This is a genomic window from Martinezella calliandrae (genome assembly GCF_030272695.1).
Lineage (GTDB): Bacteria > Pseudomonadota > Alphaproteobacteria > Rhizobiales > Rhizobiaceae > Rhizobium > Rhizobium calliandrae.
Genome location: NZ_JARFYN010000052.1, coordinates 1 through 13,543, shown reverse-complemented (window position 1 = coordinate 13,543; position 13,543 = coordinate 1). Strand labels below are relative to the sequence as shown.

Below are 13,543 nucleotides of genomic sequence, written 5' to 3'. Positions count from 1 at the left end.
CCCGATTGGCATGGGGCGGCAGGCTGTCGTCCCGCATCGGATTTCAGGAGGCGCTTTCGCTATGATGTTCAAGACTGACAACAAAATGCGGGCAGGACTCTCTGCTCTGGCTCTTATGATCGGTGCAGCGCTTCCGGCTGCTGCTTTCGCTCAGGATGCCTCAGACGCAGCTCCCGCCGACGGTGGCGCCAACGCCAACCAGCCGCGCCTCGGCTGGTACAAGACATGCACCAAGCAGGACGACGCCGATATCTGCATCGTTCAGAACCTGATCATGGCCAACAACGGCCAGTTGGTGACCGCAGTCGGCCTCATCGCCATCGACGGCAAGGTCAACCGCAAGATCCTGCAGATTTCCGTTCCGACCGCACGTCTGATCGCTCCAGGCATCACCATGCAGGTTGACGGCGGCAAGGGCCAGAAGATCGATTACGCCGTCTGCCTTCCCGATAAGTGCACTGCCGAAGTGCCGCTGACCGATGCAATGATCGCGTCTTTGAAGAAGGGCACCGACGTCACCTTCACCTCGATCAACTTCCGTCGCGCTCCGAACCCGATCAAGATCTCGCTCGAGGGTTTCGGCGCGGCCTATGACGGCGCAGCGATTTCCGATTCGAAGCTGGCCGAGAGCCAGAAGAGCCTGCAGGACAGCATGCAGAAAAAGGCTGAAGAAGCCCGCAAGAAGCTGGAAGACGCTCAGAAGGCCGCCAAGCAGCAGTAAGCTTAGACGCATTCAGGATTTCATGAAAAGGCCCGGCTTTGCGCTGGGCTTTTTTGTTGCCTTATGTCCACAAACACGAAAGGGAAGACGTTGGGGCGTCTTCCCTTTCGAAAAACCTACATATAATTTGCGCCTAGTGGGCGAAGCTCATCTTGGGCTTGAACTCGCCTGTGGGGGCTTTATCGAAGATCTGAGCGATCTGGGGGTTGCGAAGCGGCACGCCACTCTCGTCGCTGATCAGATTCTGCTCGGACACGTATGCGACGTATTCAGTCTCGTCGTTTTCGGCGAGAAGGTGATAGAAGGGCTGGTCCTTGCTCGGCCGCACTTCCACCGGGATGGAATTCCACCACTCTTCGGTGTTGGCGAATTCCGGGTCGACGTCGAAGATGACACCACGGAAGGGAAACATCCGGTGCCGCACTACGTCGCCGATATTGAATTTTGCAGTTCGTTGTTTCATGGCGACTTCCTTTCAAGCAATCATGTGGTGGGTTTCACCACCGATATCAAGGATTTTGCCCCGATTCCTTCATCTAACCGTCACATTCGATCAACGCCGCGGGCCCAGTTTTGTTCGATTCCGCGACACACGAATTGTGACGTCCAGCAAGGCAGCCGTGACCGAAATGCGTCTGCCTCACGCTTGCCAGTAAACAAAAGCCCCGGCGTAACCGGGGCTTTCACCTCGGTTCTTATGCCGAGTAGTACATATCGTATTCGACCGGATGCGGTGTCATTTCGAAGCGCATGACTTCCTGCATCTTCAACTCGATGAAGGCATCGATCTGGTCGTCGTCAAAGACGCCGCCGGCGGTCAGGAACTTACGGTCCTTGTCCAGGCTTTCGAGCGCTTCGCGCAGCGAGCCGCAAACCGTCGGGATCTTCTTCAGCTCCTTCGGCGGCAGGTCGTACAGATCCTTGTCCATGGCCTTGCCCGGATGGATCTTGTTCTTGATGCCGTCGAGGCCGGCCATCAGCATTGCGGCAAAGGCGAGATATGGATTGGCGACCGGGTCCGGGAAGCGAACTTCGACGCGCTTTGCCTTCGGGTTGCTGCCGAACGGAATGCGGCAGGAGGCGGAGCGGTTGCGAGCCGAGTAGGCGAGCAGGACCGGAGCCTCATAGCCAGGCACAAGACGCTTGTAGGAGTTCGTCGACGGGTTGGTGAAGGCGTTGATCGCCTTGGCATGCTTGATGATGCCGCCGATGTAATAGAGGCAGTTCTCGGAGAGGCCTGCATATTCATCGCCCGCGAAGGTCGGCTTGCCGCCCTTCCAGATCGACTGGTGAACGTGCATGCCCGAGCCGTTGTCGCCGAAAATCGGCTTCGGCATGAAGGTCGCCGTCTTGCCGTAGGCATTGGCAACCTGGTGAACGACGTACTTGTAGATCTGCATCTTGTCGGCGTTGCGCACCAGCGTATCGAACTTGATGCCGAGTTCGTGCTGAGCGGCGGCGACTTCGTGGTGATGCTTTTCGACGACGACGCCCATTTCGGCGAGAACCGTCAGCATTTCCGACCGCATGTCCTGGGCGCTGTCGACCGGCGGAACCGGGAAGTAGCCGCCCTTGATGCGCGGACGGTGGCCGAGGTTGCCGGTTTCATAGTCGGTATCGTCGTTCGACGGCAATTCGCTGGAGTCGAGCTTGAAACCGGTATTGTAGGGATCGGCCTTGTACTTGACGTCGTCGAAGACGAAGAATTCAGCTTCCGGACCGAAGAAGGCCGAGTCGCCGATGCCGGATGCCTTGAGATAGGCTTCTGCCTTCTTGGCGGTACCGCGCGGGTCGCGGTTATAGGCTTCGCCGGAGATTGGGTCGAGGATGTCGCAGAGGATGACCATGGTGGACTGCGCGAAGAACGGATCCATGTGAACCGTATCGGTATCGGGCATCAGCACCATGTCGGATTCGTTGATGGCCTTCCAACCCGCAATCGAGGAGCCGTCGAACATGACGCCATCTGCGAACATGTCTTCGTCGACGCAGGCGATGTCCATGGTGACATGCTGCAGCTTGCCCTTGGGATCCGTGAACCGCAGGTCAACGAACTTGACGTCGTTATCCTTGATTTGTTTGAGAATTTCGCTTGCGGTCGTCATTAAAATTTTTTCCCTTGACTTAGATGACGATTATGGGCCGCGGCCAGAAAAGGCCGGGCCGATTAGATTGCGTCTATACCTGTTTCCCCAGTGCGGATTCGGATGACCTCTTCCACATTGGAGACGAAAATCTTTCCGTCGCCGATACGGCCGGTCTGCGCGGCCTTGCGGATAGCGTCGATCACCGCTTCCGCATTTTCGTCGGCCAATACGACTTCGACCTTAACCTTGGGCAGGAAGTCAACGACGTATTCGGCACCACGGTAGAGCTCTGTGTGGCCCTTCTGACGACCGAAGCCCTTCGCTTCCGTGACAGTGATGCCTTGCAGGCCGACTTCCTGAAGGGCTTCCTTCACTTCGTCGAGCTTGAAAGGCTTAATGATCGCTTCGATCTTTTTCATGAGAAAATGTCTCTCCGCTTCTCCCGTTACAGCAGGACTACTCCCGCTTGACCAACCTGATGCACGTATCATGCCAGTTCACAGGGGCCTGCCGTAAAAAATCTCAGCGAATTGACGCCGAGAACTCGGATTGATGAGGATTTTTCGGAAAAATGAAAGCGATTTCGCACTGAGATGGCTGCGATTTGCGAAATTCTGGAAAAAAGTGCTGTATTCCTCACAGCCATGCCTCCGCAATAATTTAAATCTTTGTGGGTCAATATTGTGCAAATGCATAAAAATTAATCAAATTCAGCCGCGCAATGATGGTTGTTTTTCAGGCAGGTTTCGCATTCAATAGGTCCGTCATGTTGTTACCGCTCGCCGATCTGCTTCTTTCACCCGATGACATGGCTGCCGTCGATCGAGCGGCGGCAGCGTCGGCTATCTCTTCCTATGGTCTCATGGAAAAGGCGGGCCAGGCGGTGGCCGCGAGCGCTCTCCGGCACTTCCCCGGGGCCTTGCGATATGTCGTTCTCTGCGGTCCCGGCAACAATGGCGGCGATGGTTATGTCGCGGCGCGTGCACTTGAGCAAAGCGGAGCAGAGGTCGGGCTCTTTCATCTCGGCGATCCCAAAAAGCTGAAAGGCGATGCAGCTCGCGCCTTCGCGGATTGTCCGGTCGTTGGCGAGACAACGGCGCACTATTTGCCGCGTCCTGGGGATATCGTCATCGACGCGATTTTCGGCGCCGGCCTTTCCCGTCACGTCCCCGATGAAGTCGCGGCAATCATCTCAAAGGTTTCGCAAGCCGGTCTTCCCGTCATCGCCGTCGACTTGCCCTCCGGCCTTGATGGTCGTAGCGGCCAGGTTCTCGGCGCCGCTTTCCGCGCCGTACGCACGGTCACGTTCATGACCCGCAAGCCCGGACATCTTTTGATGCCGGGGCGGGACCTTTGCGGCATCCTGGAGGTTTTCGATATCGGCATTCCCGCGCGCATTGTCCGCGCGCAGGCAAACGGCATGACCGCCGAAAATACGCCGGCGCAATGGCAGGCGGACCTGCCTGTGGCTGACACGGACACCCACAAATACAAGCGTGGCCATCTCGTGGTCTTTTCCGGCGGCGCGAGCGCGACGGGCGCGGCGCGCATGGCGGCGATGGCGGGACTGAAGGCGGGGGCGGGGCTCGTCACCATCGCCTCGCCGGAACAGGCACTGGCCGTCAATGCCGGCCTATTGACGGCGATCATGCTGCATGCAGTCGATGACGAGACCGCCTTGCGCGCCTGGCTCGCCGATCAGCGCCTCTCGACCTTCGTCCTCGGTCCCGGCTTCGGCGCGGGCGAGAAGGCTCGTCAATTTGTGTTGGCTCTCGGTCAACGCCATCTGGTGCTTGATGCTGACGGCATCACTTCGTTTCGCGATGATCCGCAGCCTTTATTCGATGCTTTTGCGGATGGTCCGACGCGTCTGGTGTTGACGCCGCATGAGGGTGAGTTCGCCCGTCTTTTCCCCGATATCGCTGCGGACAATAGGTTGGGCAAGGTCGAGAAGGCGAGGGCGGCGGCAGCCAGGGCTCATGCCGCCATCGTCTATAAGGGCGCTGATAGCGTCATTGCCGCACCCGACGGCCGGGCGCTGATCAACGCCAATGCCCCGTCATGGCTTGCCACCGCCGGCTCAGGTGATGTGCTTGCCGGCGTCATCGGCGGACTTCTGGCGCAAGGGACCCCCGCATTCGAAGCCGCGGCAGCCGCTGTCTGGCTGCATGGCGTGGCCGGGCAGCGGGCGGGAAAAGGGCTGACGGCTGAAGACCTCGTCGCCCACGTCACGCCCTTCTAGGAACAGCTATTTCGCCACCTCTTCCTGCAGCGCGATCGCGCCATGCGGCGCATTGACCTTGCCCTCATGGATCATGAAGGCAAAGACGTCACGCGGCTCGGTCCTGACCTTGCGAAGAGGATCGATCAACGGCAAATCATCGGGTATCCCGCCCTCGGCCCATGTTTCCAACCGCTTCGCCCAGGCCTGCAATTCCTTCGGCGGATAGCAGGTCTTGATATCGTCGGAACCCTTCTGCAGGCGGGCATAGACGAAATTGGCGGTCACATCGGCGATCATCGGATATTCGAAATGTTCGGCGCAAACCGGCGCGACATTGTACCTGGCGAGCAAAGCGATGAATTCCGGCACTTTGAACGTATCGTGCCTGACCTCGACGACATGCTTCAGTGCCAAGCCATCCTGTTTGTCCGGCAGCAATTTCAGGAACGCCTCGAAATCATCCGCATCGAATTTCTTGGTCGGCGCGAACTGCCAAAGTAGCGGCCCGAGGTGGGGGCCCAATTCGCTGATGCCGGATCCGAGAAAACGCTGCATCGATTCGCCTGCCTCGGAGAGCACGCGCCGGTTGGTGACGAAACGCGTCGCTTTGAGGGAGAAGATGAAACCATCCGGCACATCGGCGGCCCATTTGGCGAAAACCTCCGGCTTTTGCGTGCTGTAATAAGTGCCGTTGACCTCGATCACCTTCAGCTTGCGGCTGGCGAAATTGAGCTCGTCCTTCTGCTTCAGCTTGTCGGGATAGAATGTCCCGCGCCAAGGCTCGAAGGTCCAGCCGCCGATGCCGGTTCGGATCGTGCCTTTGGTGGTCATTCTCTCCTCCATTGATTGGCCCGGCTAGATCACTCCGCCGCCGCCACCTTTTTCATCGGCCGCCGCTGCAGCAATTCCTTCAAGAACTGACCGGTATAGGAGCGCTTCTCCTTGACGATCGTCTCGGGCGTGCCCACGGCGACGATTTCCCCGCCACCGTCGCCACCTTCAGGACCGAAGTCGAGAATCCAGTCGGAGGTCTTGATGACCTCGAGATTGTGTTCAATGACAACAACCGAATTGCCCTGGTTGACCAGTTCGTGCAGCATTTCCAGGAGTTTAGCGACGTCGTGGAAATGCAGGCCGGTGGTTGGCTCGTCGAGGATATAGAGCGTGCGACCGGTCGATCGCTTCGACAACTCCTTGGCTAGCTTGACGCGCTGCGCTTCGCCACCCGAAAGCGTATTGGCCTGCTGGCCGACCTTGATATAGCCGAGACCGACATCTTTCAGGGACTGCAGCTTGTCGCGCACGGCGGGAACGGCGGCGAAGAAATCGACGCCCTCTTCGACTGTCATGTCGAGCACATCGGCAATCGACTTGGTCTTGAAGGTGACGTCCAGAGTTTCCCTGTTGTAACGCTTGCCGTGGCAGACGTCACAGGTGACGTAGACGTCTGGCAGGAAGTGCATTTCGATCTTGATGACGCCGTCGCCCTGGCAGGCTTCGCAGCGCCCACCCTTGACGTTGAAGGAGAAGCGACCGGGCTGATAGCCGCGCGCCTTGGCTTCCGGCAGGCCGGCGAACCAATCGCGGATCGGCGTGAAGGCGCCCGTATAAGTTGCCGGGTTCGATCGCGGTGTCCGGCCGATCGGCGACTGGTCGATGTCGATCACCTTGTCGATATATTCGAAGCCATCGATGCGATCATGATCGGCCGGGATTTCGCGCGCGCCCATGACGCGGCGGGCGGCCGATTTATAGAGCGTCTCGATCAGGAACGTCGACTTTCCGCCGCCGGAAACGCCGGTGACCGCGGTAAAGACGCCGAGCGGGATCGAGGCCGTCACGTTCTTGAGGTTATTGCCTCTCGCGCCGATGACCTTGATCTCCTTGCCCTTCTTGACCTTGCGGCGCTCGTCTGGAACCGGCACGCCGAGCTCGCCGGAGAGATATTTGCCGGTCAGCGACTTCGGATTGGCCATGATGTCCTGCGGCGTGCCGTGTGCCACTACCTGGCCACCATGCACGCCGGCGGCGGGACCGATGTCGACGACATCATCCGCCGAAAGGATCGCATCCTCGTCATGTTCGACGACGATCACCGTGTTGCCGATGTCGCGCAGATGTTTCAGCGTTTCCAGCAGGCGGGCATTGTCGCGTTGATGCAGACCGATCGACGGTTCGTCGAGAACATAGAGCACGCCCGTCAGGCCCGAGCCGATCTGCGAGGCCAAGCGAATGCGCTGGCTTTCGCCGCCGGACAAGGTTCCGGAATTGCGCGACAGGCTCAAATATTCGAGGCCGACATCATTGAGGAAACGTAGGCGGTCGCGGATCTCCTTGAGGATACGCACGGCGATCTCGTTCTGCTTGTCAGTGAACGTCTCAGGTAGCGCTTCAAACCAGTCGCGGGCAACGCGGATCGACATTTCCGCCGCCTGGCTGATGTGCAGCTTGTTGATCTTTACCGCCAGCGCTTCCGGCTTTAGGCGATAGCCGTTGCAGGCCGGGCAGGGGGCCGCCGACATGAAGCGCTCGATCTCCTCGCGCGCCCAGGCGGAGTCCGTTTCCTTCCAGCGGCGTTCGAGGTTCGGTACGATGCCTTCGAAATTCTTATGCGTCGTGTAGGACCGGGCGCCATCGGCGTAATGAAACTCGATCTTGTCCTCGGTGCCGTTAAGGATGACATCCTTGGCCATCTCGGACAATTCGCTCCAGCGGCTGCCAAGCTTGAAGCCGTAATGCTTGCCGAGCGCTTCCAACGTCTGATTGTAGTAGGGCGATGTCGACTTGGCCCAGGGCGCGATGGCGCCGTCGCGCAGCGTCCGCTCCGGTTCCGGCACGATCAGGGCAGGATCGATCTTTTGCAGCGAACCGAGGCCGTCGCAGGCCGGGCAGGCGCCGAAGGGATTGTTGAACGAGAACAGCCGCGGCTCTATTTCCGGAATGGTGAAGCCGGAGACCGGGCAGGCGAACTTTTCCGAAAACAGAACGCGTTCATGCGTCTCGTTCAACGACTTATTGGCCGAGCCGCCGGCCGCGGTTTCCTCCGGCGGCAGGGGTTTGTCGGCAAATTCCGCGACAGCGAGGCCATCGGCAAGGCGCAGCGACGTTTCGAAGCTGTCCGCCAGGCGCGCCGAGACGTCGGGCCGGACGACGATACGGTCGACCACGACGTCGATATCGTGCTTGTATTTCTTGTCGAGTGCGGGGACATCGGCGATCTCGTAGAACTGACCGTCGACCTTGACGCGTTGGAAGCCCTTTTTCATGAGCTCCGCCAGTTCTTTCTTATACTCGCCCTTCCGGCCGCGCACGAGCGGCGCCAGGATATAGAGCCGGGTGCCTTCGCCGAAGGTGAGCACGCGGTCGACCATCTGGCTGACCGTCTGGCTTTCGATCGGCAGGCCCGTGGTCGGCGAATAAGGCACGCCGACGCGAGCAAAGAGCAGGCGCATATAGTCGTAGATTTCGGTGACGGTGCCGACCGTCGAGCGCGGATTGCGCGAGGTAGTCTTCTGCTCGATCGAAATCGCCGGCGACAGGCCGTCGATCTGATCGACGTCAGGCTTCTGCATCATCTCCAGGAACTGCCGCGCATAGGCAGACAGGCTCTCGACATAGCGGCGCTGTCCTTCGGCATAGATCGTGTCGAAGGCGAGCGAGGACTTGCCGGAGCCTGAGAGGCCGGTCATGACGATCAGCTTGTTGCGCGGCAGATCGAGATCGATGCCCTTGAGATTGTGCTCGCGCGCGCCACGTATGGAAATAGTCTTCAGTTCGCTCATCGTCGTCTGTTGGTCCCTTGGTGTCTGCCCTTATTTAGTGATGACCGCCCGTGAGTCGAGGCTGAAAACAAAGGGAGCGCCAGGTTTTCGATTCGGTTGACAGGATCATAGAGGTGAATTAGAACAAAGAAAGAACAAATTTGCCTTTGGGTCAAGGCTGCATGTCATATAATGTCTGTGGATGACCGCCGCAGATGGTGCCGCTTAAATAGCGCCTGATAGTGGCAATGGTCTAAGGTGCGTGGATAGAGTTTCAGAGCCGTCGATCGGCGGCAAGCAGGGTAGGTAACATGGCCGGCAGTGTGAACAAGGTAATTCTGGTTGGAAATCTCGGGGCGGACCCGGAAATCCGCCGTACGCAGGACGGCCGTCCGATCGCCAACCTCAACATTGCAACGTCGGAAACCTGGCGCGACCGCAATTCCGGCGAGCGCCGGGAAAAGACGGAATGGCACCGCGTGGTGATCTTTAACGAAGGTCTCTGCAAGGTCGCCGAGCAATATCTGAAGAAGGGCGCCAAGGTCTATATCGAGGGCGCGCTCCAGACGCGCAAATGGCAGGACCAGAACGGCCAGGATCGTTATTCGACCGAGGTCGTGCTGCAGGGCTTCAATTCGACGCTGACCATGCTGGATGGCCGCGGTGAAGGCGGCGGCGCGGTCGAAGGCGGTCGCGGTGGACGCGGTGGCGACTTTGGTGGTGGTTATGGCGGCGACTTTGGCGGTGACGACTACGGTCAGCCTTCGTCGCAATCTTCTGGCCGCAGTGCCGGTGGTAGCCGTGGCGGCGCCGCAAGTGGCGGCGGCGGCAATTTCTCGCGTGATCTGGACGACGATATCCCGTTTTGATCGCGCCACCTTGATCGGTTGGCCATGCCGAATGGGGCTGAACGGCCCGCCTTTCCTGGCGGGCCTTTTTTATGCGACTTTGAGGGCTGCCCGAGCACCGTCCACGACGAATTGAGCAGCGAGTGCGGCGAGGATGACGCCAAGCAGTCGCGTCAGGATGGCGCGGCCGGTTGCTCCGAGCATGCGATCGAGCCTGTCCGAGATCGTCAAAGCGGCGAAGACCAGCCCAAGATTGACGGCGATGACGAGGATCAATTGAGCTCGGTCGAACGTGGTCTGCAGCGAACCGGCCAACAGGATGGTTGCTGAGATGGCGCCCGGTCCGGCGATCAGCGGCAGAGCCAAGGGAAATACCGCGATATTCTGGATATGATCCTTGGTTATTGCGACTTCCGTCGTCTTTTCTTTCCTGTCCTGCCGCCTCTCGAAGACCATCTCGAAAGCGATCCAGAAGAGCAGCAGGCCGCCAGCGATGCGGAAGGCGCCGATGGAAATGCCGAGGATGCCGAGCACGCTGGCGCCGAACAGGGCAAAGGCCGCCAGAATGAAGAAGGCGATCAGCGAGCCGCGCAATGCCACTTGGTGGCGTTGAGCCCGGTTCATGCCGGTTGTAAGTCCGATGAAAAGTGGAGCAAGACCTGGTGGATCGACCGTGACGAGCAGCGTTGTGAAGGCATTGATCAGCGTGTCCGCGCTCGCCATATGATCCCCGGCACATGTTTCTATTTGTTGTTTGCCCATTGATATGCGAGGAATGACGTTTCGCAAAGCACAATGCGGCGCGACTGAGGCGTTCTGCCACGGAAATGTTCGATTTGGCGGGTTAAGAGGGCAAAAGCCTGTTCAAAAGCACCGGTCAAAATTGGCGCTGGCTGGGCCTTTCGGCTATAAATTCCGCAGTGATTCTAAAAGAGATCGTGATCTGTTTTGACTGAGCAAACACCACCCGGCGGCGGGAAGCTCCCGCCAGGCATCGAGCCGATTTCCATCATGGAGGAAATGCAGCGGTCGTATCTCGATTACGCCATGAGCGTGATCGTCAGCCGCGCGCTTCCCGATGTTCGCGATGGTCTCAAGCCCGTCCATCGGCGCATTTTGTATGGCATGTCGGAACTCGGGATCGACTGGAATAAGAAATATGTGAAATGCGCCCGCGTCACCGGTGACGTGATGGGTAAATACCACCCGCACGGCAACCTTGCGATTTATGATGCGCTCGCCCGCATGGCGCAGCCCTGGTCGCTTCGCCTGCCGCTGATCGACGGCCAGGGCAATTTCGGCTCCGTCGACGGCGATCCGCCGGCGGCTGAACGTTATACGGAATGCCGCCTGCAGAAGGTGGCGCATTCGTTACTCGACGATCTCGACAAGGAAACCGTCGATTTCCGCGAGAATTATGACGGCACGTTGAGCGAACCCGTCGTCGTGCCTGCGAAGTTCCCGAACTTGCTGGTCAACGGTTCTGGCGGCATCGCCGTCGGCATGGCGACGAACATTCCGCCGCATAACCTTTCTGAAGTCATCGACGGCTGCATCGCGCTGATCGATAATCCGGCGATCGAACTGCCGGAGATCATGCAGATCATCCCGGGTCCGGATTTCCCGACCGGCGCGAAGATTCTCGGCCGTGCCGGCATCCGCTCTGCCTACGAGACGGGACGCGGTTCCATCGTCATGCGCGGCGTCGCGACGATTGAACCGATGCGTGGCGACCGCGAACAGATCATCATCACCGAGATTCCTTATCAGGTGAACAAGGCGTCGATGATCGAGAAGATGGCCGAGCTCGTGCGCGAAAAGCGCGTCGAAGGCATCTCCGACCTGCGCGACGAGTCCGACCGCCAGGGCTACCGCGTGGTGATCGAGCTGAAGCGCGACGCCAATGCCGAAGTCATCCTCAATCAGCTTTATCGCTACACGCCGCTGCAGACTTCTTTCGGCGCCAACGTGGTGGCGCTAAACGGCGGCAAGCCGGAGCAGTTGACCCTTCTCGACATGCTGAGGGCCTTCGTCTCCTTCCGCGAAGACGTGGTCAGCCGCCGCACCAAATATCTGCTGCGCAAGGCGCGCGAACGCGCCCACGTCTTGGTCGGCCTCGCGATTGCGGTTGCCAATATTGATGAAGTGATCCGTGTCATCCGTCGGGCGCCCGATCCGCAGTCGGCGCGCGAAGAGCTGATGACCCGCCGGTGGCCGGCGGAAGATGTTGAGTCCCTTATCCGGCTAATTGACGATCCTCGCCACCGTATCAACGAAGACGGCACTTACAATCTTTCAGAAGAACAGGCGCGCGCCATTCTCGAGCTGCGTCTTGCCCGTTTGACGGCCCTTGGCCGCGATGAAATCGGCGACGAGCTCAACAAGATCGGCGCGGAAATCAAGGACTATCTCGAGATCCTCTCATCGCGTGTCCGTATTCAAGCCATTGTAAAAGAAGAACTTATCGCTGTTCGCGATGAGTTCGGCACTCCGCGCCGCACCGAAATCGTCGATGGCGGTCTGGAGATGGACGACGAGGACCTAATCGCCCGCGAGGACATGGTCGTTACCGTTTCGCATCTCGGCTACATCAAGCGCGTGCCTTTGACCACCTATCGCGCCCAGCGCCGCGGCGGCAAGGGCCGCTCCGGAATGACGACGCGTGACGAGGATTTTGTTACCCGGCTATTTGTTCTCAACACGCATACGCCTGTTCTGTTCTTCTCGTCGCACGGCATCGTCTACAAGGAGAAGGTCTGGCGCCTGCCGATCGGCACGCCGCAGTCACGCGGCAAGGCACTGATCAACATGCTGCCGCTGGAGCCCGGCGAGCGCATCACCACCATCATGCCGTTGCCCGAGGACGAGGACACCTGGGACAATCTCGACGTCATGTTCTCGACGACGCGCGGCACCGTGCGCCGCAACAAGCTCTCGGACTTCGTACAGGTCAACCGCAACGGCAAGATCGCCATGAAGCTCGAGGAAGAGGGCGACGAAATCCTCTCAGTCGAGACCTGCACCGAACATGACGACGTGCTTTTGACGACGGCGCTCGGCCAGTGCATCCGCTTCCCGGTTTCTGACGTCCGCGTCTTTGCCGGCCGCAATTCCATCGGCGTTCGCGGCATCACACTGGCGCCGGGCGACAGCATCATTTCGATGACCATTGTCAACCACGTCGATGCCGAGCCTTGGGAACGCGCCGCCTATCTCAAGCGTGCCGCCAGCGACCGTCGCTCGACCACTGGCGAGGACGAGGAGATCGCGCTGGTCGGAGAGGAAGTCACCGAAGAAGGACAGCTTAGCGATGAACGCTATGAGGAACTGAAGGCGCTGGAGCAATTCGTGCTGACAGTCTCTGAAAAGGGCTTCGGCAAGCGCTCGTCCTCCTACGATTTCCGTATCTCCGGCCGTGGGGGCAAGGGTATCCGTGCCACCGATACGTCGAAGACCAGCGAGATCGGCGAACTTGTCGCCGCCTTCCCGGTCGACGAAGGCGATCAGCTCATGCTGGTATCGGATGGTGGTCAATTGATCCGCGTTCCGGTCGGCGGCATCCGTATCGCCAGCCGCGCCACCAAGGGCGTTACCATCTTCTCGACCGCCAAGGACGAAAAGGTGGTTTCGGTCGAGCGCATCAGCGAGCCGGAGGGCGAGGATGACGCGGTCGACAATGGCGCTGAGGACGATGCTCAAATGGGCGACGCCGAGGTGTCGAACAGCGACGAAGGCAGAACCGAAGAATAAGGTTCCAGCTCGGCATGTGAAATAATTTAGACCGGGTGGCCTAGGCCGCCCGGTTTTTTGTTGGTGCGTCCAGCATGGGCGCATTCTTGTGGGTGGAAGTCCCACCGTGAGCTGGTCATGGCGAGCGAAGAGAAGCGCAACTGCGGAAGGGC

General features: G+C 59.3%; 10 protein-coding genes. 4 read left to right on the top strand and 6 right to left on the bottom strand.

Annotated elements, in window-relative coordinates:
• The first annotated feature begins 61 nt into the window (after positions 1–61).
• Complete coding sequence (locus PY650_RS28385) at positions 62–721, top strand: invasion associated locus B family protein (RefSeq protein ID WP_285883021.1); 660 nt, start codon at positions 62–64, stop codon at positions 719–721.
• Positions 722–854: 133 nt separating this feature from the next.
• Here PY650_RS28385 and hspQ read toward each other — a convergent pair whose 3' ends face one another.
• The 3 genes from hspQ to PY650_RS28370 all read right to left on the bottom strand — a co-directional run bounded on the left by hspQ (position 855) and on the right by PY650_RS28370 (position 3,227).
• Entirely contained in the window at positions 855–1,184 is a 330-nt protein-coding gene (gene hspQ, locus PY650_RS28380; RefSeq protein WP_285867525.1) for a heat shock protein HspQ, read from the bottom strand.
• Between the two features lie 232 nt (positions 1,185–1,416).
• Positions 1,417–2,826 carry a type I glutamate--ammonia ligase gene (gene glnA, locus PY650_RS28375; RefSeq protein ID WP_285883020.1) on the bottom strand — a complete coding sequence of 470 codons (1,410 nt, stop codon included), beginning with the start codon at positions 2,824–2,826 and terminating at the stop codon, positions 1,417–1,419.
• Between the two features lie 62 nt (positions 2,827–2,888).
• Positions 2,889–3,227, bottom strand: coding sequence for a P-II family nitrogen regulator (locus PY650_RS28370; RefSeq protein WP_003539626.1), 339 nt, complete (start codon positions 3,225–3,227; stop codon positions 2,889–2,891).
• A gap of 347 nt (positions 3,228–3,574) precedes the next feature.
• On the opposite strand from PY650_RS28370, the gene PY650_RS28365 reads away from it, so the two are divergent.
• Positions 3,575–5,050 carry an NAD(P)H-hydrate dehydratase gene (locus PY650_RS28365; protein ID WP_285883019.1) on the top strand — a complete coding sequence of 492 codons (1,476 nt, stop codon included), beginning with the start codon at positions 3,575–3,577 and terminating at the stop codon, positions 5,048–5,050.
• 6 nt (positions 5,051–5,056) lie between these two features.
• Here the strand turns inward: PY650_RS28365 and PY650_RS28360 are convergent, their stop codons facing one another.
• Both PY650_RS28360 and uvrA read right to left on the bottom strand, forming a co-directional pair.
• Positions 5,057–5,863 (bottom strand): DUF72 domain-containing protein, encoded by an 807-nt coding sequence (locus PY650_RS28360; RefSeq protein ID WP_285883018.1) that lies wholly within the window; start codon positions 5,861–5,863, stop codon positions 5,057–5,059.
• Positions 5,864–5,892: 29 nt separating this feature from the next.
• Positions 5,893–8,814, bottom strand: coding sequence for an excinuclease ABC subunit UvrA (gene uvrA / locus PY650_RS28355; protein WP_285883017.1), 2,922 nt, complete (start codon positions 8,812–8,814; stop codon positions 5,893–5,895).
• A gap of 290 nt (positions 8,815–9,104) precedes the next feature.
• Between uvrA and PY650_RS28350 the strand changes: the two genes are divergently transcribed.
• Positions 9,105–9,662 carry a single-stranded DNA-binding protein gene (locus PY650_RS28350; RefSeq protein WP_285883016.1) on the top strand — a complete coding sequence of 186 codons (558 nt, stop codon included), beginning with the start codon at positions 9,105–9,107 and terminating at the stop codon, positions 9,660–9,662.
• A gap of 69 nt (positions 9,663–9,731) precedes the next feature.
• Here the strand turns inward: PY650_RS28350 and PY650_RS28345 are convergent, their stop codons facing one another.
• The gene (locus PY650_RS28345; RefSeq protein WP_285883015.1) at positions 9,732–10,364 is read right to left on the bottom strand and encodes a MarC family protein; all 633 of its coding nucleotides are present in this window, start codon (positions 10,362–10,364) and stop codon (positions 9,732–9,734) included.
• Between the two features lie 225 nt (positions 10,365–10,589).
• Between PY650_RS28345 and gyrA the strand changes: the two genes are divergently transcribed.
• The gene (gene gyrA, locus PY650_RS28340; protein ID WP_285883014.1) at positions 10,590–13,391 is read left to right on the top strand and encodes a DNA gyrase subunit A; all 2,802 of its coding nucleotides are present in this window, start codon (positions 10,590–10,592) and stop codon (positions 13,389–13,391) included.
• Positions 13,392–13,543: the final 152 nt, after the last annotated feature.